Origin of the sequence: Bradyrhizobium manausense (assembly GCF_018129685.1) — a bacterium.
Taxonomy (GTDB): Bacteria; Pseudomonadota; Alphaproteobacteria; order Rhizobiales; family Xanthobacteraceae; genus Bradyrhizobium; species Bradyrhizobium manausense_D.
On record NZ_JAFCLG010000003.1, the window covers coordinates 210,107 to 233,118 of the forward strand.

The following is a 23,012-nucleotide window of genomic DNA, read 5'->3' on the forward strand; positions in this document are numbered from 1 at the left end:
TCAACCTCCGATATGCCAGACCACCGACCAGGGCGGAAGTCGGCCGCCGGCCACGTCGCCCCAGATCGGCGTGCCCGCAATATCGTTGGGATGGGTGATGTCTTTGTCCGATAGATTGGCAATCAGGCCCAGTGTGGTGCCGTCGCCCATGCGCCAGTGCGCCGTGAGCAAGCCGTTGTCTTCAGCCTCGGCATTGCCGAATCGCGCGCCCTTCAACCGCGACATGATCTCCTTGCGGCGAAGCGCGAGCAACTCGCGCACCAGCGCAAGCCGCGCGTCCTGCTCCGGCGAGCGACCGGTCCAGTCGAGCACCGCCGATTGTGGTGTCGCGGGATCAAGCGGATCCGGCACGTCGTCGCCGTAGACGTCGTAGGCCCAGGCGTATTCTCGTTTGCGGCCTTCGCGCACGGCCTCGGCGAGGCCACCCTGAAAATCGCAGAAGAACGGGAAGGGCGCCTTCGAGCCCCATTCCTCGCCTTGAAACAGCATCGGCACCATCGGCGCGAGCAGCGTCACGGCAAGCGCAGCTTCGATCTGCCGTGGAGGTACCAGATGCTCCAGCCGGTCGCCGAGTGGCCGATTGCCGATCTGGTCGTGGTTCTGCAGGAAGTTGACGAAGGTCGCCGGTGGCAGCTCGCCGCTCGGCTCGCCGCGCGGTTTCTTGCCCCAGAACTCCGAAATCTCGCCCTGGTAGACGAAGCCCGAGGCGAGCGCGCGTGCGAGGTCCATGCGCGGCGTCTGGTAGTCGCCGTAATAGCCGGCGTGCTCGCCGGTCAGCATCACGTGCCAGACGTGGTGGTAATCATCGTTCCATTGTGCGCGATATTTGCCGTTGGGCGGCTCCTGCGCGGAATCGAGCACGCTGGCACGGTTGTCGCCATTCTCCAGCACCAGATGGATGTGCCGCCCCGTGGCCTTGGCGAGCTCACCGGCAGCGACGCTGAGGTCGTGCAGCATCGATTGCTCGCCGGGGATCGCCATGATGTGGTTGGCGGCATCGAGTCTTAAGCCGTCGAAGCGATAGTCGGTGAGCCAGGACAGCGCGTTCTCGACCGCGAAAGCACGCACCTGCGGCACGCGATAATCGATCGTGCTGCCCCAGGGCGTGTGCGCGTCGGTGAAGAAGCTTGGCGCATAGCGGCCGAGATAATTTCCTTCGGGGCCGAAGTGATTGTAGACGACGTCGAGGAACACCATCAGCCCGCGCAGATGCGCTTCGTCGATCAGCGTCTTCAGCTCATCAGGCCGGCCATAGGCGCTGTCGGGCGCGTACCACAGCACGCCGTCATAGCCCCAGCCGCGACGGCCGGCGAAATCGGCCAGCGGCATCAGCTCCAGTGCGGTTATGCCGGTCGAGACGAGATGATCGAGTTTGTCGATCATCGCGCGGTAGGTGCCATCGTTGGTGAAGGTGCCGACATGGGTCTCGATCAGCACCGTCTCTTCCCAGGGGCGGCCACGCCAGTCTCTCGCGCGCCAATCAAAAGCGTCGTGATCGATCACCTCGCTGGGGCCGAACACATCCTCCGGCTGGAACGCCGAAGCCGGATCGGGTACGTCGATCTCGTCGTCGATGCGGAACCTGTAGGTGCTTCCGACCGGCAGGCCGGCGATGTCGGCGACATACCAGCCATCCTGCCGGCGCTGCATGGCGTGTCGTCTTTCGAGCAGCAGATCGACGCGGCGCGCACCGGGCGCCCACAAGCGGAATGACACGCCGTCCCTGGTCGGCTTCGCGCCGAACGATGGCCTCATGGTGCCCCCGCGAAGGCGAGCACGGAGCGTGGTGGCGCCTTGCTGTCGCTTCCCGACTGGAAATCAACGTTGTTCAGCTTGGCATCCGTCGTGTTCAGGATCTGCTGCCAGCTCTTGTATTCGGGCATTTTGGGCAATTTGAATGCGATCTCTTCGGGGGCGGCGTTCAAGACAATAAAGATCGCGGCGCTGCCCGGTTCCATTGGCCCCATCACATAAGAGAGGAACCGCCCATCCGGGAATGTCCAGTCGCTCTCCGTCATCTCGTTGCCGTCAGGCGTCAGCCATAGCGCGCCGTAGGAGATGCCGTCCTTCGGCCGGCCGTCGAGCCAGCGATGGCTGCGCAGCTGCGAGAATTTCCGGCGGATCTCGGCGAGACCAGAGACGAAATCGACCATGTCGTCGCCGTCCTTGCCGAGATTGTCCCAGCCGACCCAGCCGACCTCGTTGTCCTGACAATAGGCGTTGTTGTTGCCGGATTGCGTGTTGCCGACCTCGTCGCCGGCAAGGAGCAGCGGAACGCCCTGCGCCAGCATCAGGCAAGCCAGCACGTTCTTGCGAAGCTGGCGGCGCAAGGCGAGGATTTTAGGATCGTCGGTCGGACCTTCGACACCGCAATTGTTGCTGTGGTTGTCGCTGGAGCCGTCGCGATTGTCCTCGCCGTTGGCCTCATTGTGCTTCTCGTTGTAGCTGAAGAGGTCGGCCAGCGTGAACCCGTCATGGACGGTGATGTGGTTGATGCTGGCGCGCGGCCGCCGCCCGTCGTGGTTGAACAGGTCGGATGAGGCCGTCATGCGGCTGGAGATGTCGCCGATCAGGCTGCCTTCGCCGCTCCAGTAGCGGCGCATGGCGCTGCGATAGCGATCGTTCCACTCCGACCATTGCGAAGGGAATGCGCCGACCTGGTAGCCGCCCAGGCCGAGGTCCCAGGGTTCAGCGACCAGCTTGACGGTGGCGAGCACCGGATCCTGCCGGATCGCGGTGAGAAACGAGCTGCCGCGTTCAAAACCGTTCGGGCCGCGCGCGAGAGTGGTGGCGAGGTCGAAGCGGAAGCCGTCGACATGGCAGACCTCGACCCAGTAGCGCAAGCTGTCCATCACCATCTGCAGCACGCGCGGATGTGTCAGATTCACCGACGAGCCACAGCCGGTGAAGTCGTCGTAATAGCGGGGGTTCTCGCGGTTCAGCCAGTAATAGGAAGCGTTGTCGATGCCGCGATAGCACAGCGTCGGACCGAGGTGATTGCCCTCGGCGGTGTGGTTATAGACGACATCCAGCATCACCTCGATGCCGGCATCGTGCAGACGCGCGACGGTGGTGCGGAAGGAATCGAGGGCATTGTCCTGGGCGTAGCGCTGCTCCGGCGCGAAGAACGAGAGCGTGTTGTAGCCCCAGTAATTGACGAGCTTCTTCTCAACCAGCACGCGGTCGTCGACGAAGCTGTGGATCGGCAGCAGCTCGACGGTCGTCACACCGAGCTTCTTCAGGTGCTCGATCATCGCCGGTGACGACAGCCCGCCATAGGTGCCGCGCAAATTCGGCGGCACGTCGTCGCGCTTCTGCGTCAGGCCCTTGACGTGGGCCTCGTAGATAATCGTGTCTTCCCAGGGGATGTTGGGCCGGATCTCGCGCCGGCCCCAGTTGAAGGTCTCATCGACCACGACGCCCTTTGGCATGCCGCGCGCATTGTCGCGCCGGTCGAAAGACAGATCCTCGCGCGCTGAGCCGGTGCGATAGGCGAAATGCGCATCGCTCCAGACCAGCCGGCCGGCAAGCCGCTTGGCATAGGGGTCAAGCAGCAGCTTGTTGGCATTGAAGCGGTGGCCGTGTTCAGGCTCGTACGGGCCGTGCACGCGATAGCCGTAGAGCTGTCCCGGTGACACGTCGTTGAGATAGCCGTGCCAGACGTCCTCGGTTCGCTCCGGTAGCTCGATGCGCTCGAGCTCACGGCGGCCCTGGCTGTCGAAGAGGCACAGCTCGATCCTTTCGGCATGAGCGGAAAACAGCGCAAAGTTGGTGCCGCGTCCGTCCCAGCTTGCACCGAGCCGTGCGGGCGATCCAGCAGTCAGGCGCATCGGTCAGCTTTCCGGAACAAGGAAGATCGCAGCGAGCGGTGGGAGGGTGAGGCGGAGCTCGGGTGCCTTGCCATCGATGGTCTGCACTTCGCCGATGTTCCCGACATTGGTTCCGCCATAATGGGCGGAGTCGGAGTTGAGCACCTCTTTCCATTTGCCGGCAAAGGGCACGGGGACGCGGTAGTCGCTGTAGACATTGGGCGAGAAATTGATCACCACAAGACATCGCGCGTTCTCGTCAAGACCCTTGCGCAGCCAGGCGAACACGTTGCGGTTGGCATCATTGGTGATCAGCCATTCGAAGCCGGCTGGGTCGCAGTCCATCTGGTGCAGCGCAGGTACGGCACGATACAGCCGGTTGAGGTCGCGGATCAGCGCCTGGACGCCGGAATGATACTTGTATTCGAGCAGGTGCCAGTCGAGCGACTGGTCGTGATTCCATTCGCGGCTTTGCGCGATCTCGCCGCCCATGAACAGCAGCTTCTTGCCGGGATGGCCGAACATGAAGCTGTAATAGGCACGCAGATTGGCGAAGCGCTGCCATTCGTCGCCGGGCATGCGGCCGAGCAGCGAACGTTTGCCGTGAACGACCTCGTCATGCGACAGCGGCAGGATGAAGTTTTCCGAGAAGGCGTAGTGCAGGCCAAACAGGATCTCGCCGTGATGATGCTTGCGGTGGATGGGATCCTTGCTGATGTAGTTCAGCGTGTCGTGCATCCAGCCCATGTTCCACTTATAGCCGAAGCCGAGCCCGCCGAATTCGACCGGACGCGAGACCTGCGGCCATGCGGTGGATTCTTCCGCCGCCGTGGTCGCCTGCGGGAAGCGTGCGAACAGCTCGGTGTTGAAGCGGCGCAGGAAGTTGATCGCCTCGATGTTCTCGCGGCCGCCATACTGATTCGGAATCCAGGCGCCGGGCGGGCGGCTGTAGTCGAGATAGAGCATCGACGCGACCGCATCGACGCGCAGCCCGTCGATGGCGTAGCGTTCCAGCCAGAACAGCGCGTTCGAGACCAGGAAGTTCGTCACTTCGGTGCGGCCGTAATTATAGATCAGCGTGCCCCAGTCCAGGTGGCGACCCTGCAGCGGATTGGCGTGCTCGTACAGCGCCGTTCCGTCAAAGCTGCCGAGCCCGTGCGGGTCATCGGGGAAGTGGCCGGGCACCCAGTCGAGCAGCACGCCGATGCCTTCGCGATGACAGGCATCGATCAGCGCGGCAAAGTCTTCCGGCGTGCCGAAGCGGCTGGTCGGTGCGTAGAGCCCGGTCGGCTGATAGCCCCAGGAGCCGTCGAATGGATGCTCGCTGACGGGCAGGAATTCGAGATGGGTAAAACCCAAGTCGCGGGCATAGGCCGGCAGTTGCTCGGCGAGTTCGCGATAGGTCAGCCATTCATTGCCGTCCTTGCGCCGCCATGAGCCGAGATGAACCTCGTAGATCGACATCGGCGCCGACAGCGCGTTGATGCCATCCGGCGCCGGGCGCGGGCGCGGCAGCTGCGCTTCGTCGAACACGATGGAGGCGGTCTTCGGCCTGACTTCGCTGGCAAACGCCATCGGATCGGATTTCAGCGGCAGCAAATGGCCGTGTGGCCCGATGATCTCGAATTTGTAATGGTCGCCAGCCTTGGCGTTCGGGATGAACAATTCCCAATAGCCGGCGCCTCGCACCCGCATGGGGTGCCGCCGCCCGTCCCAGAAATTGAAATCGCCGACCACGGATACGCGCCGCGCATTCGGCGCCAGCACGACGAAGCCGATGCCATCGATGCCCTCCAGCCGCATCGGATGCGCGCCGAGCTTGTCATAGAGGCGCTGATGGGTGCCTTCGCCGAGCAGATAGAGGTCGAAATCCGTCAGGATCGGGGGAAAGCGATAGGCGTCCTCGAACTCGACGACGTTGTCGCCGAATTTGGCGCGGAGCTGGTAACGCTGCGAGCCGTTCGGCAGCGCGCCGACGAACAGGCCCGACGCGTGAACGCGGTCGAGCCGGGCGACCTCGCCATGCTCACCGACCGCCTCGACATCAGAGGCATCGGGCAGGAAGGCGCGGACCACGCTCTTGTCGCCCTCGGGATGCAGGCCGAGATAGTGGAAGGGGTCGGAGTGGCGGCCCTCGATGATGGCGTAGGCTTCGGCTGGCAGTTTAGGCATGGGCTTCGCTCTCGGCATTGGACAGAATGCGAAGCAGGCCGGTCAGCGGCGCATGGAGCCCCTCCGGTCGGTGCGACAGCTCGTACTCTACCTCGTCGAACGCTTGATCAAGCAGGAAAAACCTTAACATGCTTTCCGCCGAATGCTTGTCCTTCGGCCAGAGCCGATGATCGGTCATGGCCTCGCGATAGGCGGACAGGAAGCTCGCCGTAGCGTGTTCACGCCACTCGCCGAGCGCGGCGGCAAGCCGGTCGTGCTCGTCACTGCCGCCTGAGAGCGCCCGGTTAAGGGCCGCGTTAACCGAAAGATCAATCGAGCGGACCAGGCCCGCGACGTCGCGCGCGGCGGGCAGTTTGCGCCGCTTGTCGGCCAGCGGCAGCCGCGGATCGCCGTCGAAATCGATGATGAAGATGTCATCCTTCACGATCAGAGTTTGCCCGAGGCGGAAGTCGCCATGATGACGGATGTTCAACCCGCCGATGTCGGATGGCAAGAGCGCATTGAGGCGGTCGGACAGGGCTGCCCATGCCGCGGCCAGTTGATCGATCAGCGGACGGTCGGCCTCGCGCAGGCCATCCCTGATGTCAGCGAGGCGCTCGAACACCCGTTCGGCGCGCGCCTTGAGGTCCGAGGTCCAGCGCTTGACGTGCGCGGCGCCGATCGGCTCGGGGGCGAGATTGGCGGGCTTGGCCGCGGCGAGCGCCATGTGCAGCTCTGCGAGCCGCCGGCCGATCTGGGCCATGAAGTGCAGATAGGGCGCCTGCTCCTGGGTCCGCGGGTGCATCTCGCCCGGCGGGAGCACCCGCTGCTCGTCGACATAGCGGTCGAGATAGCCCGTGGTGACGGCCCAACCATCACCCTGGTTCTCGACATAGGCGTGCAGGACGCCGATCGCGCTGCGATTGTCGCCTTCGGCCAGCTCGACGCTGCCGAGCAGCGCCGGCGCATGGGCAAAGCGGGCGACCTCGGTGAGATAATGGCCGATCTCGATCTCGGGGCTGACGCCGCATTCGAGCCGGCGATAAATCTTGGCGACATACTGGTTGTCGACCAGCGCGGTGCTGTTCGACTGCTCAACCGCACGGATGCGCGCGGGCTCCTTGACGGTGTAATCGGCGAACAGGCTGGTCGGCTTGAACTCGAGCCGCAGATTGTTCTCCTCTACCACCAGCTTCTGCGACAGGCCTCGCAGGAAAAGCCCGATGAAGATCTGGTCGGTGGCGACGTCGAGCAGTGTGCCTTCGCGCGCACCCTGGCGCACAGCTGCGAGCGCCTTCGGATTGAAGCGTTCGCGGTCGAAGCGGACCCACTCGATTTGCATCGGCAGCACGTAGCGCGCCGTTTTGTCGTCCTGCGTCGTCTCGAAGAACGCGATCCAGGGCCTGTTGTCGCCGATGTCGCTGAACGGCACCGCCGAGGTCAGCGTAGCCTGGATGCGCTTGGGATTGTGCTCGGGATACCAGCGCGTCCGCGACAGGAAGCCCGGCAGCACGTCGCGCTCGAACACGCCGCGCTCGCGCGCCAGCGACACCCAGTTCGAATTGACCGGGACCACCAGCGTCTCGAATTCCGGCACTGCGCTCGGCGTCACCGGCTCGGACTTGTCGCGCTCCTGGAGCTGGAACCAATAGAAGCCGTAGGGCCCCAGCGTGATCATGTAGGGTAATTCGCCGATCGCCGGGAAGCGGCTGCGACCGAGCATTTCCTGCGGGATGCGGTCCTTCCAGGGCGACAGGTCGAGCTCGGTCGCCTGTGCCGCGCGCGACAGATTGGCGACGCAGAGGATGACTTCGTCGCGATACTGCCGGACATAGGCGAGCACGGAGCGGTTGGCCGGGCGGATGAAGGTCATGGTGCCGCGGCCGAAGGCCAGCGTCGACTTGCGCACCGAGATCAGCCGCTTGGTGGCGTTGAGCTGTGAGGACAAGCTGCGCGACTGCGCTTCCACGTTGACAGATTCATAGCCGTAGACGGGGTCCATGATCGGCGGCGCGTAGAGGCGTGCGGGATCGGCGCGGGAGAAGCCGCCATTACGGTCCGGGCTCCACTGCATCGGCGTACGCACGCCGTTGCGGTCGCCGAGATAGATATTGTCGCCCATCCCGATCTCGTCGCCGTAATAGATGATCGGCGTGCCGGGGAAGGACAGCAGCAGCGAGTTCATCAGCTCGATCTTGCGCCGGTCATTGTCCATCAGCGGCGCGAGCCGCCGGCGGATGCCGACATTGATGCGGGCGCGGGGATCGTTGGCGTAGGTGGTCCAGAGATAGTCGCGCTCGACGTCGGTGACCATCTCGAGTGTCAGCTCGTCATGATTGCGCAGGAACAGCGCCCATTGGCAGCTTGCCGGGATATCAGGCGTCTGGCGCAGGATGTCGGTGATCGGGAAGCGGTCCTCCTGCGCGATCGCCATGTAGATGCGCGGCATCAGCGGGAAGTGGTAGGCCATGTGGCATTCGTCGCCGCGGCCGAAATATTCCTGCACATCCTCCGGCCATTGATTGGCTTCGGCCAGCAGCAGCTTTCCCTTGGAATAGGCATCGAGCTCCTGTCGCAGGCGCTTGATGATCGCATGTGTCTCCGGGAGGTTCTCGTTCGAGGTGCCCTCGCGCTCGCACAGATAGGGGATGGCATCGAGCCGGAAGCCATCGACACCGGCATCCAGCCAGCGCTTCATCACCTGGATGATGGCGCTGACGACGCGTGGATTGTCGAAATTGAGATCGGGCTGATGCGAGAAGAAGCGATGCCAGTAGAACGCACCGGCCTCGGGATCCCAGGTCCAGTTCGACTTCTCGGTGTCGGTGAAGATGATCCGCGTGCCCTGGTATTTCTGGTCGGTGTCGCTCCAGACATACCAGTCGCGGGCACTCGAGCCCGCGGGGCTGCGGCGCGCGCGCTTGAACCAGTCATGCTGGTCGGAGGTGTGGTTGACGACGAGCTCGGTGATGACGCGCAGGCCGCGCTTCTGCGCTTCCTGGATGAAGCGCTTGAAGTCCTTCATGGTCCCGAAATCGGGATTGACCGTGCCGTAATCGGCGATGTCGTAGCCGTCGTCGCGGCCAGGCGAGGGATAGAATGGCAGCAGCCACAGCGCGGTGACGCCGAGATCCTGCAGGTAGGGCAGCTTCTCGGTCAGGCCCGCGAAATCTCCGATGCCGTCATTGTTGCTGTCGGCGAAGGCCTTGACATGGAGCTGGTAGATGATGGCGTCCTTGTACCATAGCTCATCCACGACCTCGGCAGCCTCGGCCTTCTTGGTGTCGACGGAAGACAAGACATTCATGGCGTGATCCCTTACGCCAGGCAGCGGAACAGCAGCGCCGGATCGCGGTCGGGATCGATACGCAATTTGATCCCGCCCCATTCGATGCGGGACTGTTCGCCTGTCATGAGATTTTCGAGAGCGGTGACGGGGCGGCGCTCGCCGCCGACGTCGATGGTGAGGTCGCCGAGCGGCAGCCAGAACTCGCGCGCATGGCGCGAAAGTGCGATGGCCGCCACGATTGTATTGACGGGTTCAGCCGCCTCCTTGGCGAAGGCGATGGTCTCGCCGTCGTCGACGGCAAGGAAGCGCAGATTGTTGGTCTGCTGAAGCGCCGAATTGTCGTTGCGGATGCGATTGAGCGCAGTGATATAGGGCTTGATGTTGCCGGGCTTGTCCCAGTCGCGCTGGCGGATCTGGTATTTCTCGGAATCCTGGTACTCTTCGTGACCGGGGACGGCCTCATGCTCCAGCAGCTCGAACCCGCTGTAGAGGCCGTAATTGCCCGACAGCATTGCCGCCAGCGCGATACGCGACTTGAACATCCAGGCCTCGCCGCTCTGGAGATGGTAGGGCAGCAGGTCCAGTGTGTTGACGAACAGGTTCGGTCGATAGAAGTCCCGCTCGGGATAGCGCGTGAGCTCGCCGAGATATTGCTCCAGCTCCCACTTCCCCGTGCGCCACGGGAAATAGCTGAAGGACTGCGCGAAGCCGAGCTTGGCGAGGCCCTTCATCAGCTTTGGCCGCGCAAACGTCTTGGAGAACAGGATCACCTCGGGATGCCGCTGGCGAACCTCGTGGATCAGCCACTCCCAGAATGGCAGCGGCGCCGTGTCGTGATTGTCGATCGCGAAAATGGTGACGCCATGGTCGATCCAGAACAACATGGCGTCGCGGAACGCGTTCCACAGCCCGACCCGGTCGACCGAGGCGAAGTCGGGGATGACGATGTCGGAGTAGGGCCCCTCCGCCGTCCGCACCGAGCGGTCCGGCCGCCATTTGAACCATTCCGGATGCTGCGTCAGCCAGGGATGATCCGGCGAGCATTGCACGGCGAAATCGAGTGCGAGTTCGAGGCCGTATTCCAGGCAGGTCGCGACCAGCGCGCGGAAATCCTCGATGCTGCCGAGCTCGGGATGCAGCGCATCGTGCCCGCCCTCGGCAGAGCCGATCGCATAGGGTGAGCCGGGTTCGCCTTGGGCCGCGACGGCAGCATTGTTGCGGCCTTTGCGGCGGGTCTCGCCGATCGGGTGGATCGGTGTGAAATACAGCACGTCAAAGCCCATCGCGGCGATGTCGGGCACGCGAACGATGCAGTCGCGGAGTGTGCCGTGCTGGCCGGCAACCGCGCTCTGGCTGCGCGGCATCATCTGATACCAGGCACCGAAGCGCGCTTTGTCGCGGTCGATAACAAGCGGGAAGTTCGGCGAACGGGTCAGGTCGGGCCGCGCCTGGCTTTCGGCCATGGCCTCGCCGAGTTCGGCCGCAAGCAGCGGAGCGATGTCGCCGCTGCCGAGATAGTCCTCACACTTCCTGACGATCACGGCCGCCGCGTCCTGACCCGCGCCATGCGCCTTCGTCAGCAGGCCTGCGCCCTCGATCGCGTCGAGCGTGACGTCTCCGCCGGAGAGATGCTTGCGCTCGAGCCCGTGACGCCAGGTGGCGAATTCATCGGTCCAGGCTTCGATGGCATAGACATATTGACCTGGTTCCGCCGGCGTGAACGCGCCGGACCAGCGGTCATCGCCATGATGCGTCATGAGCTCACGGCGCCATTCGCGGTCCTGCTCGCCGCGCCAGATCAGCGCGGCGCTGATGGTGGCATCGCCATCGCGATAGATGTCGGCCCATACCTCGACCCGATCGCCCGCGATCCGCTTCACGGCGAAGCGGCCGCCATCGATCAACGGAAAGATATTTTCGATGAGGAAAGCGCTGCCGGAAGCGGCACTTTCGACAGTTTGAATTGTCTTGTTCACGGTGATGCCATTGACAAGAGTGCAGGGGCCCGTTTCCCTTGTCGGGAACCTACTTGGTAGCACTATAGAAAGCCGCTTGTGTGGCATTGGTTCCCATGGGAACGGGAGGTGCGGCTTGCGAGTTATCCTTTGCTAACCTCTTACGCTGCCTCGTTAAAATCAATGACCCCGGCCTGATGAAGGCTTGCAAGCTGCGTGCCGAATGGATCTTTTAGCTCAAGCCCGGACCAAGGGCGTTCAGTCCGAATTCGTCGATGCCCTTGGAAAGCTGCGGGTCACCGCGCCCGAGGCGCTCAAATCCATCCTCGACGCGCTGCCCGAGAAGCGGGTCTATCGCTTCGTCAGCGGGCCGGTCGTGGTTCGCGCGCTAGGTCATCCGCGCACCGAGCTTGCGGCTATCGGCACACCGCCGCTGCAATGGAAAATCACCGGCAGCGGCCAAATCGGCGAACCTGATGTGATCGGGCAAGGCGAGACGCGTGAGCCGGTGATTGCCTGGCCCGCCGGCCTGCCGTTCGGCTATCACCGGCTGACCCTGACCGACGCGGCAGGCGCGAGCGAGGAGGTGCCGATGATCGTGGCACCCGAGCGGGCCTTTGGCGGCGATTTCGACCGCGGCTGGCTGCTCGCCGTGCAACTCTACAGCGTCCGCTCCGATCGCAATTGGGGCATCGGCGATTTCACCGATCTTTCGGGCCTCGTCAGGCTCGCCAAGCAACTTGGCGCCGACGGCGTCGGGCTTAATCCGCTGCATGTCCTGTTCGACGACCATCCGGCCGACTGCAGCCCCTATTCGCCGAACAGCCGGCTGTTTCTCAATCCGCTCTATATCGACGTCGAGGCCATCCCGGAATTCTCGGCCGGCCTCATCCCTGATGCGGCCGCGACTGCCGCGCGGCTGCGTGAAGGCGATCGTGTTCCCTATGCCGATATGGCGGCGCTCAAATGGCAGGGCCTCCGTGCCGCCTTTGACAGTTTCGTGAAGACCGCGACCGGCGTTCGTCGCAACCAGTTCGATGCCTTCCGCGCGGACCGCGGGCCGTTGTTGTCGCGCTTTGCCTGTTTCGAGGTGTTGCGCCACCGCTTCGTGTCGCCGTGGTGGGAATGGCCGTTGGAATGGCAGCAGCCGGACGATGCCAAATGCGCGAGCTTGCGCAGTGGCCCCGACAGGCACGACATCGAGTTCGTCGAATTCGTGCAGTGGACGGCGGATAGTCAATTGCACGCGGCCAAGGAGCTCTCCGCCGAGCTCGGCATGCGCGTCGGGCTCTATCTCGATGTCGCCGTCGGTGTGCAGTCCAATGGTTTCGATGCCTGGAACGAGCAGGCGGCGATTTCGCGCCATCTCGCAGTCGGCGCGCCGCCCGACGTGCTCAACACCGTCGGGCAGGATTGGGGCCTCGCCGGTTTCAATGCAGGTGGCCTGGAGGCGCAATCCTTCGTGCCGTTCGCCGACATGGTGGCCGCCTCGATGCGCCATGCCGGCGCGATCAGGCTCGATCACGTGCTCGGGCTGAAGCGGCTTTATCTGGTGCCGCGCGGCTTCAAGCCCGACAACGGCGCCTATGTGCAGATGCCGCTCGAAGCGCTGCTGGCCGCGGTCGTGCGTGAGAGCGTCACGCACAAATGCATCGTGATCGGCGAAGACCTCGGCACCGTGCCGGAAGGCTTTCGCGAGACCATGCAGGATTTCGGCATCTGGTCCTATCTCGTCATGATGTTCGAGCGCGACGATGCCGGCCATTTCCGCAACATCGACCACTATCGGCCGAACGCGCTGGTGACGCTGAACACGCATGACCTCTGCACCTATGCCGGCTGGCGCTCGTTCAGCGATCTCAGGATGAAGCTCTCGCTCGGCCTCGATCCCGGCGAGAACGAGCAGGCGCGCTGGGACGCGCTCGGCGCGCTCGACCAGATCCTGCGCCAGAATGGCATCACCACCAACGATCTCTATTCGGTGCTCGGCTTCCTGTCGCGGACGCCATCGCGGCTGCTTGCGGTGTCGATGGAAGATCTGCTCGGCGTGATCGACCAGCCCAACATTCCCGGAACGATCGACGAGCATCCGAACTGGCGCCAGCGCCTGCCTGTGACGCTCGACAAGATCGCCTCCAAGGTCGATCTTCCGGCTTTGAAGGCGGCGACGCGGGAACGTTCGCTGGCCGGCGGGAGTTGATGCGCGGGTATTTTTCAGGCTCGCAAACCATTGTCAGAGAAGATCGAGGACTATGCGCTGATCGGCGACTGCGAGACCGCAGCGCTGGTCGGACGTAACGGCTCGATCGACTGGCTGTGCTGGCCGGCCTTCGATTCCGACGCCTGCTTTGCTGCGATCCTGGGTACGCACAGGAACGGCCGCTGGCTCGTCGCGCCGGGCGAGGACGTGACCTGCATCTCACGCCGCTATCTCGGCGACACCCTCATCCTCGAAACGCGTTTTGAGACCGGGAACGGAATCGTCGCGCTGATCGATTTCATGCCGCCGCGCGGCAAAGCCTCCGACATCGTTCGCCTGGTGCGCGGAATCCGCGGCACGGTGAAGATGCGGATGGAACTCGTGATCCGTTTCGGCTTCGGCGTCGACATTCCCTGGGTGCGGCGGATCGATCATTCGCTCCTCGCGGTCGCCGGCCAGGATATGACCGTGCTGCGCACGCCGGTCGAGACGCGTGGCGAGGATCTGACGACGGTCGCCGAGTTCGAGGTGAAGGCCGGCGAGACCGTGCCGTTCGTGCTGACCTACGGCCCATCGCATCTCGATCCCCCTGAGGCGATCGACCCGGAGATCGCGCTGCAGGAGACGGAGAAGTTCTGGCAGGAATGGTCCAGCCGCTCCACGCATGACGGCGAATATCGCGACCTCGTCATGCGCTCGCTAATCACGCTCAAGGCGCTCACCTTTGGCCCGACCGGCGGCATCGTCGCCGCACCGACCGCGTCCTTGCCGGAAAAGCTCGGCGGTGCCAGGAACTGGGACTACCGCTTCTGCTGGCTGCGCGATGCCACTTTCACGCTGCTGGCGCTGATGAATTCGGGTTACACCGAGGAAGCCTCGGCCTGGCACAATTGGCTCCTGCGTGCGGCAGCCGGGTCGCCCGCCAATATGCAGATCATGTACGGCATCTGGGGACAGCGGCGGCTGCTGGAATGGGAGGCGGGCTGGCTCGATGGCTATGAGGGTGCCAAGCCGGTGCGCGTCGGCAATGCCGCGCATGCGCAGCTTCAGCTCGACGTCTACGGCGAATTGATCGACGCCTTCCATCAGTCGCGCATGGCCAGGCTCAAGCTCGACGACGAGACCTGGGCGCTGGAACGCGCGGTGCTCGATCATCTCGCCGAAGTCTGGGACCGGCCCGATCATGGCATCTGGGAGCGGCGAGGGCAGCCCAGGCACTACGTCTTCTCCAAGGTGATGACCTGGGTCGCTTTCGACCGCGCCATCAAGAGCGCCGAGACCTTTGGCTTCAAGGCGCCACTATTGCAGTGGCGCGCCTTGCGCGAGGCCATCCACCGCGACGTCTGTAGCAAGGGCTTTGACGCGGATGAGGGTGCCTTCCTCGAGTCCTATGGCTCGAAACTGTGCGATGCCAGCCTCCTGCTGTTGCCGGCGGTCGGCTTCCTGGCGGCCGACGACCCGCGCATCCGCGGCACCATCGCGGCGGTCGAAAGACACATGATGCGTGATGGCTTCGTGCTCAGGCACGATCCCCGGGAGATCTCCGAGGAGAAGCAGCCGATCGAGGGCGCGTTCCTGGCCTGCACCCTGTGGCTTGCCGACGCCCACGTGCTTTCAGGCGACCTTGACAAGGCGCAGGCGCTGTTCGATCGCGTCGCAGCGCTTGCGAACGATGTCGGGCTATTGGCCGAGGAATACGACTCCATCGCGCGCCGGCAGACCGGAAACTTCCCGCAAGCGCTGACCCACATCGCGCTGATCAACACCGCGCATAATCTCTCAGCGGCAAGGCATGCCAGCGACAAGCCGGCGATGCAGCGGTCGAAGTCATGAGACGCGAGGTTGATCGGTGCCCGGCGGGCTTCACCTCTCGCCGCCGGGGAGAGGTGAACAACGCGCGGCGGGCGAAAGCCTTCTGGCGCTAGCTAACCCACCCCATTCCGCTTCAAAATCATCTCCATCGCCTCGGCAAAACCATCCTGCTCGTTGCTCGCGGTGACGTTGGTGGCCTGGTCCTTGACGCTGTCGGTGGCGTTGCCCATGGCGATCGAGGTGCCGCTGACGCGGAACATCGCAAGATCGTTCTGCATGTCGCCGATGGTGGCGACCGCATCCAGGGAAATGTCGAGGCGCTTGGCCATCGCCTGCACGAAGGTGCCCTTGTCGAAGCCGGGCGGGGTGATGTCGAGATAATAGGTCTGCGAGCGGACGGCCGTCGCCTCGCTGCCGAGCGCCTGCTGCATGGCCTTCTCGCAGGCCTCGAGGCCGGCCGCATCGGCGCTGGCGCCGACGATCTTGCAGGCGCTGGCGAGGTACGGCGTGAAGTCCGTCACGATGGTCGGGTCGGCGCGGATCGTGTGCTGCTCGTGCCCGACGTATTTTCCATCAGGGTTGTCGATCAGCCATTCGTCGGCGGTGAACAGCCAGATGTCGGCCCGGTATTCGCGCAGGATTTGCAACGACCGTTCGGCTGCATGCCGGGGGATCAGATGCTGCTCGACCGGATTCATCTCGGGATCGACGATCGAGGAGCCGTTGAACGGGCCGACCGGCAGCCACAGCGCGAGCGGCTCGATCAGGAATCGCATGCCGATCGCGGGGCGGCTGGAGGTGATGGTGAAGCCGATGCCGGCCTGATGCAGCCGCTGCACCGCGGACCGCGCGCGATCGGTCAGCGTCTTGTCCTTGGTGAGCAGGGTGCCGTCGACGTCGGAGACCACGAGTGAGATTTTCGTCATGGCAGTACCCCAGGGTTTACAGGCCTCAGCGTTTTCCGCCGTCGATTTTCAGCTGCCGCATGATGCCATCGACGATGGCCTCGACCGATTCGTCGATCGACGCCGTGATGACATGCTCGCTCGCATCCGGCGGCTCCAGCGTGTTGAACTGGCTGGTCAGCAGCCCGGGCGGCATGAAGTGGCCCTTGCGGTTGGCGAGCCGGTCGGCGATCAGCTCCTGCGTGCCCTTCAGGAACACGAAGCGGACATCGCCGCGCCCGCGCAGCAGCACATCGCGATAGGTGTGCTTGAGCGCCGAACAGGCGATGATCACGTGCTCGCCGCGCCCGCAGACCCGCGCGATCTCGTCCGCGATGGCGTTGAGCCAGGGCCAGCGGTCCTCGTCGGTGAGGGGATGGCCGGCGCGCATCTTCTCGACATTGCTCGCGGGGTGAAAACTGTCGCCGTCCTCGAACCGCCAGCCGAGACGCCTGCCGAGCAATTCCGCAACCGTGCTCTTGCCCGAGCCCGACACGCCCATCACGATCAACGCACAAGGAGCTTTAACGCGGCCCACGAATTCCCTCCGGAAGCGCGCCCCTATCGACCAGCCAGATGGTCTCACCATTCGAGCGCGCGCGATTGGCCGGCAGAGTCTCGCCATCGAGGAGGCGCGTCAAGATCGGCTGCTTGTCGTGCCCTGATATCTCGAACAGCATTTCGCGGCAGGAGGCCAGCACGGGAAGCGTCAGCGAGACCCGAGGCACGAAGGGCGCGACATTGGCCTTGGGCACGCCAACGACCCAGCGCGTGGTCTCCTCGATGGCGGGATAGCCTGGAAACAGCGAGGCGGTGTGGCCATCGGGACCTGCGCCCATCAGGACGAGATCGAACAGCGGCCGCAATGGATCGAGCCGATCCGATCCGTAGAAGGCCTGAAGCGCGTGCGCATAGGCCGCCGCGCTCTCGTCCGGATTTTCAACCATTGTCGGAATCGGGTGGATATGGCCCGAGGGCGCGCTGCGGTCGAGAAACGCGGCGCGGGCAACCGCCATATTGTTGAGGGGATCGCTCTCGGGGACAAAGCGCTCATCGCCGATGAACCAGTGCACGCGATCCCACGGAATCCTGCCGCGCCAGGCGTCGCTGCCGAGCAGTTGATAGAGCTTTTTAGGGCTCGAGCCGCCGGTGAGGCAGATCGCGATGCTGCCGGGATTGGCCACCATCCGAGCCACCACCCGCTCGGCTGCCGCTTGCGCAAGAGCCTCGGCATCGGCAACGACGATCAGCTTCGGCTCGCTCGCCGCCACCATCACGAGAATTTCCGCCAGCTGCGGCCGTCGCGTCGCAGCAGCTCGTCGGCGCAGGCCGGGCCGTCGCTGCCGGCCTCATAGGTCTCGATGCCATTGCTGCCCGCGCTCTTCCAGGCGTCGAGGAACGGTTGCACCGCGGCCCAGCCGGCCTCGATGCCATCGGCGCGCTGGAACAGGATATTGTCCCCGATCATGCAGTCGTAGATCAGCGTCTCGTAACCGGTCGAAGGATCGGCCCGGAAATAATCGCCGTATTTGAACTTCATTTCGACGCCGTCGATGGTGATGCTGGGCCCTGGGATCTTGGCATTGAACTGAAGCTCGATGGTCTCGGTCGGCGCAATGCCGATGGTGAGGAAGTTCTGCGAGAGCCGGTCGATCGTCGTGCCCGAAAACATCGACAGCGGCGCCTGCTTGAACTTGATCGCCACCTCGGTCCGCTTGTGACCCAGCGCCTTGCCGGTGCGTAGATAAAAAGGCACGCCGGCCCAGCGCCAATTGTCGATCATCAGCTTCAGCGCGACATAGGTCTCGGTGGTGCTGTCGGCCTTGACCTCCTCGGTCTTGCAATAGTCCGCGATCTCGTCGTCGCCGATCCGGCCGGCGAGATATTGCCCGCGAACCGAGTTTCTCAGCGCCTCCTCGTGGTTCGGCTGCTGGATCGAGGTCAGCACCTCGGCTTTCTCCGAACGCACGGAATGGGCGTCGAAGCGCGCCGGCGGCTCCATCGCCACCAGGGACATCAGCTGAAACAGATGGTTCGGCACCATGTCACGCAGCGCGCCGGTGGCGTCATAGAAGCCACCGCGATGGCCGACGCCGAGTTTCTCCTCCACGGTGATCTGGATGTGGTCGATGTGGTTGCGATTCCAGATCGGCTCGAACATGCCGTTGGCAAAGCGCAGCACCAGGATGTTCTGCACCGTCTCCTTGCCGAGATAATGGTCGATCCGGTAGATCTGGTGCTCGTCCATGATCTTCAGGAGCTCGGCATTGAGCGCCTTGGCCGATGCGAGGTCGGTGCCAAAAGGCTTTTCGATCACCAGCCGCCGCCAGGCGCCGTTCTGCTTCATCATGCCGGTGCGGCCGAGCTCGCGCGCGGTCGGGGCGAACGCGGCCGGCGGCGTCGCCAGATAGAACAGGCGGTTGCCGCCGGTGTCCTGCGCGCATTCCAGCGAATCCAGATGCTCGCGCAGGCGATCGAACGAGGGCGGATCCTTCGGATCGGCCTCGACGAAGGTCACGCATTCCAGCAGCTTCCGGGCGATGTCATCGTCCACCGGCCGCGTTGCGAATTGCTTCAGGCCCTTCAGCAGGCTGTCGCGCAGCTCGTCGTCGGACTGGCTCTTGCGGGCGACGCCGACGACGCAGAATTTTTCCGGCAGCAGATGTTCGGCGGCCAGATTGTAGAGCGACGGCATCACCAGGCGGTGGGTGAGGTCGCCGGTCACGCCAAAGATGACGAAAGCGCAATTTTCCGGCTTGCGCTTGGCTTGCGGGTCTTTTGTCACGAACTGATGGCCTTCGCTTGATCGAGTTCTTATTTGGGCTTCGAAGCGTCCGGCTGCTTCGGCTCCTTGTGACCGCCGAAACCCGCGCGCATCGCGGAGAGAAGTTTTTCGGCGAAGGTGTGTTCCTTGCGGGAACGGAAACGTGCGTAGAGTGCGGCGGTGAGCACTTCGGCCGGCACGGCCTCGTCGATCGCGGCATTGACGGTCCAGCGGCCTTCGCCGGAATCTTCGACGAAGCCGGAATATTCCGCGAGCTGCGGGCTGTCGGCGAGCGCGGTCGAGGTGAGATCGAGCAGCCAGGACGGGATCACCGAGCCGCGCCGCCAGACCTCGGCGATGTCGGCGAGATCGAACTCATAACGATGGTCCGCTGGCAGCGCCTCGATATTGGCGTTCTTGAGAATATCAAAACCCTCGGCATAGGCCTGCATCAATCCATATTCGATGCCGTTGTGGATCATCTTGACGAAATGACCGGCGCCGACCGGGCCTGCGTGGATGTAGCCCTGCTCGATGCGGGGATCGCGTCCGTCGCGTCCCTCCGTGCGCGGAATGTCGCCGGCGCCGGGCGCGAGTGCTGCGAAGATCGGGTCGAGCCGGTCGACGACCTGCTTCTCGCCGCCGATCATCATGCAATAACCCCGGTCGAGGCCCCAGACGCCACCCGAGGTGCCGACGTCGACATAGTGGATGCCGCGCGCTTTCAGCGCCTTGCCGCGGCGAACGTCGTCCTGCCAGAAGGTGTTGCCGCCGTCGATGATGACGTCGCCTTCCTGCATCACGCCTGCGATCGTCTCGATGGTCGCTTCCGTGATGCGCCCCGCGGGCAGCATCACCCAGGCCGTGCGCGGCCGCTCCAGTTTCGAGATGAATTCTTCCAGCGTCGCCGAGCCGACCGCGCCGTCGGCCGCAAGACCGGCGACGGCCTTGGCGTCCTTGTCATAGACCACGGTCGAATGTCCATGGCGCATCAGGCGGCGAACGATGTTGCCGCCCATCCGGCCGAGGCCGATCATGCCGAGTTGCATTGAGATATTTCCTTAATTCAGTGCCTCGTTGAGCGCCGCGTTGAGCGCCGCAAGACCTTTCTTCAGCGGACCCTTCAGATGCACCCGAAGCGCGCGTCGGCCGCGCTCGGTGAGCACGTCGAAATCGCCGCGGGCCTGCGCCGCCTTGATCACGCCAAAGCTTGCCTTCTGGCCCGGCACCGCAAGATCCTTGGCGTCATCGGCCGTGATCTGGAGAAACACGCCACTGTCGGGCCCGCCTTTATAGGCCTGACCCGTGGAGTGCAGGAATCGCGGGCCGAATTCGGCCGCCGTTGCGAGATGCCGCTTTTCGAGCACGGCCGAGCGCATCTCCTGCAGCGCATCGATCGTGGCCTTGTCGCGCGCGATGTAGCCGAGCAGGGCAAAATAATCGCCGCGCCGCGAGCGCGTGATATGCGCCTTCAGCCAGGACGTCAGGTCGCCATTGGCTCCCATCGTGCGCAACGCGGCCGCATTGGCGTCGTCGGTGTAAAGGTCGAACTCCGCGGTCGTGACCACGGGCTCTTCGGCCGGCAATGCGCCTGTTTTCTCATAGGCTGACGTGAGCTCGCGGGTCTTGATCTTGGCCGCTTCGACGTCGGGCTGGTCGAACGGATTGATGCCGAGGATCGAGCCAGCAACGGCCGTGGCCATCTCGAAGCGGAAGAATTCCTGGCCGAGATGATCGATCGACTTCATCACGATGCGCACGACGGGATGACCGGCCGCCTCGATTGCAGCAAGCTTCGCGTCATGGCCGGCATCTGCCTCGCCTTCGGTCCTGATATCGATGAAGAAGCGGTCAGTGCCATAGACCGCGGGATCGCCCAGCGGCTCGCCGGCGATCGGGATCAGGCCCTTGCCTTCCTTGCCGGTCGATTCCGCGATGAGCTGTTCGGCCCAGGCGCCGAAATCGGCGATCTTCTTCGACGACAGGATCGTCACCTTGTCGCGGCCTTCCAGGCCGGCAAGGCCCATGGCGAGGCCGAGCTGCACGCCCGGGTTCTCGCTCGGCGGCACGTCCGGTCCGCAGGAGCGCGCCATGGACAGCGCATGCTTGAGGAAGGTCTTGACGTCGATGCCGGCCGTGGCCGCCGGCACCAGGCCGAACGGCGACAGCACCGAATAGCGGCCGCCGATCGACGGTTCGCCATGGAAGATGCGGGCGTAGTTCAGCTTCTTGGCGGCCTTCTCCAGCGACGATCCAGGGTCGGTCACCGCGATGAAGCGGAAGCCGGTCCTGGCCTTCGGGCCGAGCGCCTGCGCGACGCGTTCGTGGAAATAGTCTTTCATCGCGTTCGGCTCGGTGGTGCCGCCGGACTTGCTGGAGACGATGAAAACGGTGTTGGCGATGTCGATCTTGGCCTCCATCGCCCGCACCTGCGCCGGGTCGGTGGAGTCGAGCACATGCAGCTTCGGAAAGCCCGTCTTTCTCGGGAAGGTCTCGGCCAGCACCTCGGGCCCGAGACTCGAACCGCCCATGCCGAGCACGACGGCGTCGGAGAATTTCTGGCCCTTCACGCGGCTCGCATAGTCCTCATAGTCGGCGACGTCGGCGTTCGCCGCGCTGTCGAGCCAGCCGAGCCATTTGTCTTCGTCCGTTCCGGTCCAGACCGACTTGTCGCGCTGCCACAGCCTGCGGATCTTTGCAGATGCGCGCCATTCCTCGGTGCTCTTGGCCACGGCCTTGCCGAGCCCTTCACCCAGCGAAAGCTGCTGGCGGTCGATCGCGGGGCCAAGCACGGTTGCGCGCTTGTGGGCGACCGCGCCGTAGAGCTTGTCGGCGGCATCGGCAAACTGCTTGACGCCGTCCTTGACCAGCTCCTCGGTGATCGCGTCGAGCGAGACGCCGGATCGCTCCAGCTCTTCCAGCACGCGGGTGGCGTCCTCGACATTCTCCTCGAGGCTGTCGCGCGGCTTGCCATGGTCGCGGAAGGCATCGAGCGTTGCCGGCGGTACGGTGTTGATGGTGTCGGGGCCGATCAGCTCCTCGACATAGAGCACGTCGCTGTAGTCCTTGTTCTTGGTGCCGGTCGAGGCCCACAGCATGCGCTGCGGCTTGGCGCCCTTGGCGGCGAGCTTGTCCCAGCGCGGACCCGAGAACAGGCGCTTGTAGTCCTGATAGGCGACCTTGGCGTTGGCGATCGCGACCTTGCCCTTCAGTGCGGCGAGGCGCTCCTTCTCCGACGGGTCGTTGGCGCGAGCGATCTTCTCGTCGAGCTGCTTGTCGACCACGCTGTCGATGCGGCTGACGAAGAAGCTCGCCACGCTCGCGACATGCGAGGGGTCACCGCCGCCGGCGACGTATTTTTCGAGACCGGCAAGATAGGCCTCGGCGACCTGGAGATAGACCGCCTTGGAGAACAGCAGCGTGATGTTGATGCTGATGCCGTCGCCAATCAGCGTCTCGATCGCCGGCAGGCCCTCCGGCGTCGCCGGCACCTTCACCATCAAATTCTTGCGGCCCACGTCCTTCCAGAGCCGCCGTGCCTCAGTGACCGTGCCAGCGGTGTCCATCGCCAGATACGGCGAGACCTCGAGGCTGACATAGCCGTCATGGCCTTTGAGTTTGTCATAGACCGGGCGCAGCACGTCGGCGGCCGCCTGGATGTCCTCGACCGCGACCGCCTCGAACAAATCGGCCACGGTCCGGTCGCCGCGCTTCAGCGCCTTGCCGATCGGCGCGTCGTACTCGTCCGAGCTGCCGATAGCCTTTTCGAAAATCGAGGGGTTGGAGGTGACGCCCTTGACGCCGTCGGTGTCGATCAGCCGCTTCAAATCGCCCTTGGCGATGAAGCCGCGGGCCAGGAAGTCGAGCCAGACCGCTTGTCCGTGCTTTTCCAGTTCTTTGACGGGATTCATGGTGCTTTTTATCTCCAAGCCTGCGGGCGGAGGGGGTTTCCGCGCCGGTCCTGACGCGCTATCCTGTAGCTAACATGCTCCCGGGAGGGAACCAATCAAGGGTATCAGCGTCATAGTCCCAGTGTAACTCCGTCGCGATCATGACGATCCAGGCGGCAGTTGCGGTTTTGCGCAATA

13 protein-coding genes are annotated in these 23,012 nt (G+C 64.1%); 2 read left to right on the forward strand and 11 right to left on the reverse strand.

Annotation, left to right across the window (positions count from 1 at the left end; translation table 11 throughout):
• Genes treZ through JQ621_RS11360 form a run of 5 tightly spaced genes read right to left on the reverse strand, consistent with a single transcriptional unit; the run spans position 1 to position 11,225 of the window.
• Complete coding sequence (gene treZ, locus JQ621_RS11340; protein WP_212234682.1) at positions 1–1,755, reverse strand: malto-oligosyltrehalose trehalohydrolase; 1,755 nt, start codon at positions 1,753–1,755, stop codon at positions 1–3.
• Positions 1,752–3,830, reverse strand: a complete 2,079-nt coding sequence (gene glgX / locus JQ621_RS11345; RefSeq protein ID WP_212234684.1) for a glycogen debranching protein GlgX — start codon at positions 3,828–3,830, stop codon at positions 1,752–1,754. Before glgX ends, treZ begins: the two co-directional genes overlap by 4 nt.
• A gap of 3 nt (positions 3,831–3,833) precedes the next feature.
• The gene (glgB, locus tag JQ621_RS11350; protein ID WP_249125177.1) at positions 3,834–5,981 is read right to left on the reverse strand and encodes a 1,4-alpha-glucan branching protein GlgB; all 2,148 of its coding nucleotides are present in this window, start codon (positions 5,979–5,981) and stop codon (positions 3,834–3,836) included.
• Entirely contained in the window at positions 5,974–9,267 is a 3,294-nt protein-coding gene (gene treS / locus JQ621_RS11355) for a maltose alpha-D-glucosyltransferase (protein WP_212234689.1), read from the reverse strand. The genes glgB and treS overlap by 8 nt, the downstream gene beginning before the upstream one ends.
• Positions 9,268–9,278: 11 nt before the next feature.
• The gene (locus JQ621_RS11360; RefSeq protein ID WP_212234690.1) at positions 9,279–11,225 is read right to left on the reverse strand and encodes a maltotransferase domain-containing protein; all 1,947 of its coding nucleotides are present in this window, start codon (positions 11,223–11,225) and stop codon (positions 9,279–9,281) included.
• Between the two features lie 202 nt (positions 11,226–11,427).
• On the opposite strand from JQ621_RS11360, the gene malQ reads away from it, so the two are divergent.
• Both malQ and JQ621_RS11370 read left to right on the forward strand, forming a co-directional pair.
• A complete protein-coding gene (gene malQ, locus JQ621_RS11365) occupies positions 11,428–13,404 on the forward strand; it encodes a 4-alpha-glucanotransferase (protein ID WP_212234692.1) in 1,977 nt (658 codons plus the stop codon).
• A gap of 30 nt (positions 13,405–13,434) precedes the next feature.
• Positions 13,435–15,237 (forward strand): glycoside hydrolase family 15 protein, encoded by a 1,803-nt coding sequence (locus JQ621_RS11370; protein WP_212234694.1) that lies wholly within the window; start codon positions 13,435–13,437, stop codon positions 15,235–15,237.
• A gap of 92 nt (positions 15,238–15,329) precedes the next feature.
• On the opposite strand, the gene JQ621_RS11375 is transcribed toward JQ621_RS11370, so the two are convergent.
• The 6 genes from JQ621_RS11375 to JQ621_RS11400 are packed head-to-tail and all read right to left on the reverse strand — an operon-like array spanning position 15,330 to position 22,835.
• On the reverse strand, positions 15,330–16,142 hold the full coding sequence (locus JQ621_RS11375; RefSeq protein ID WP_212234696.1) for an HAD family hydrolase: 813 nt from the start codon (positions 16,140–16,142) through the stop codon (positions 15,330–15,332).
• Positions 16,143–16,167: 25 nt separating this feature from the next.
• A complete protein-coding gene (locus JQ621_RS11380) occupies positions 16,168–16,698 on the reverse strand; it encodes a gluconokinase (RefSeq protein WP_212234698.1) in 531 nt (176 codons plus the stop codon).
• Positions 16,685–17,434, reverse strand: a complete 750-nt coding sequence (gene pgl, locus JQ621_RS11385) for a 6-phosphogluconolactonase (protein ID WP_212235023.1) — start codon at positions 17,432–17,434, stop codon at positions 16,685–16,687. The genes JQ621_RS11380 and pgl overlap by 14 nt, the downstream gene beginning before the upstream one ends.
• A complete protein-coding gene (zwf, locus tag JQ621_RS11390) occupies positions 17,434–18,945 on the reverse strand; it encodes a glucose-6-phosphate dehydrogenase (protein ID WP_212234700.1) in 1,512 nt (503 codons plus the stop codon). Before zwf ends, pgl begins: the two co-directional genes overlap by 1 nt.
• Positions 18,946–18,974: 29 nt before the next feature.
• On the reverse strand, positions 18,975–19,973 hold the full coding sequence (gnd, locus tag JQ621_RS11395) for a phosphogluconate dehydrogenase (NAD(+)-dependent, decarboxylating) (RefSeq protein ID WP_212234702.1): 999 nt from the start codon (positions 19,971–19,973) through the stop codon (positions 18,975–18,977).
• A 12-nt stretch (positions 19,974–19,985) separates the two neighbouring features.
• A complete protein-coding gene (locus JQ621_RS11400) occupies positions 19,986–22,835 on the reverse strand; it encodes a bifunctional transaldolase/phosoglucose isomerase (protein ID WP_212234704.1) in 2,850 nt (949 codons plus the stop codon).
• Positions 22,836–23,012: the final 177 nt, after the last annotated feature.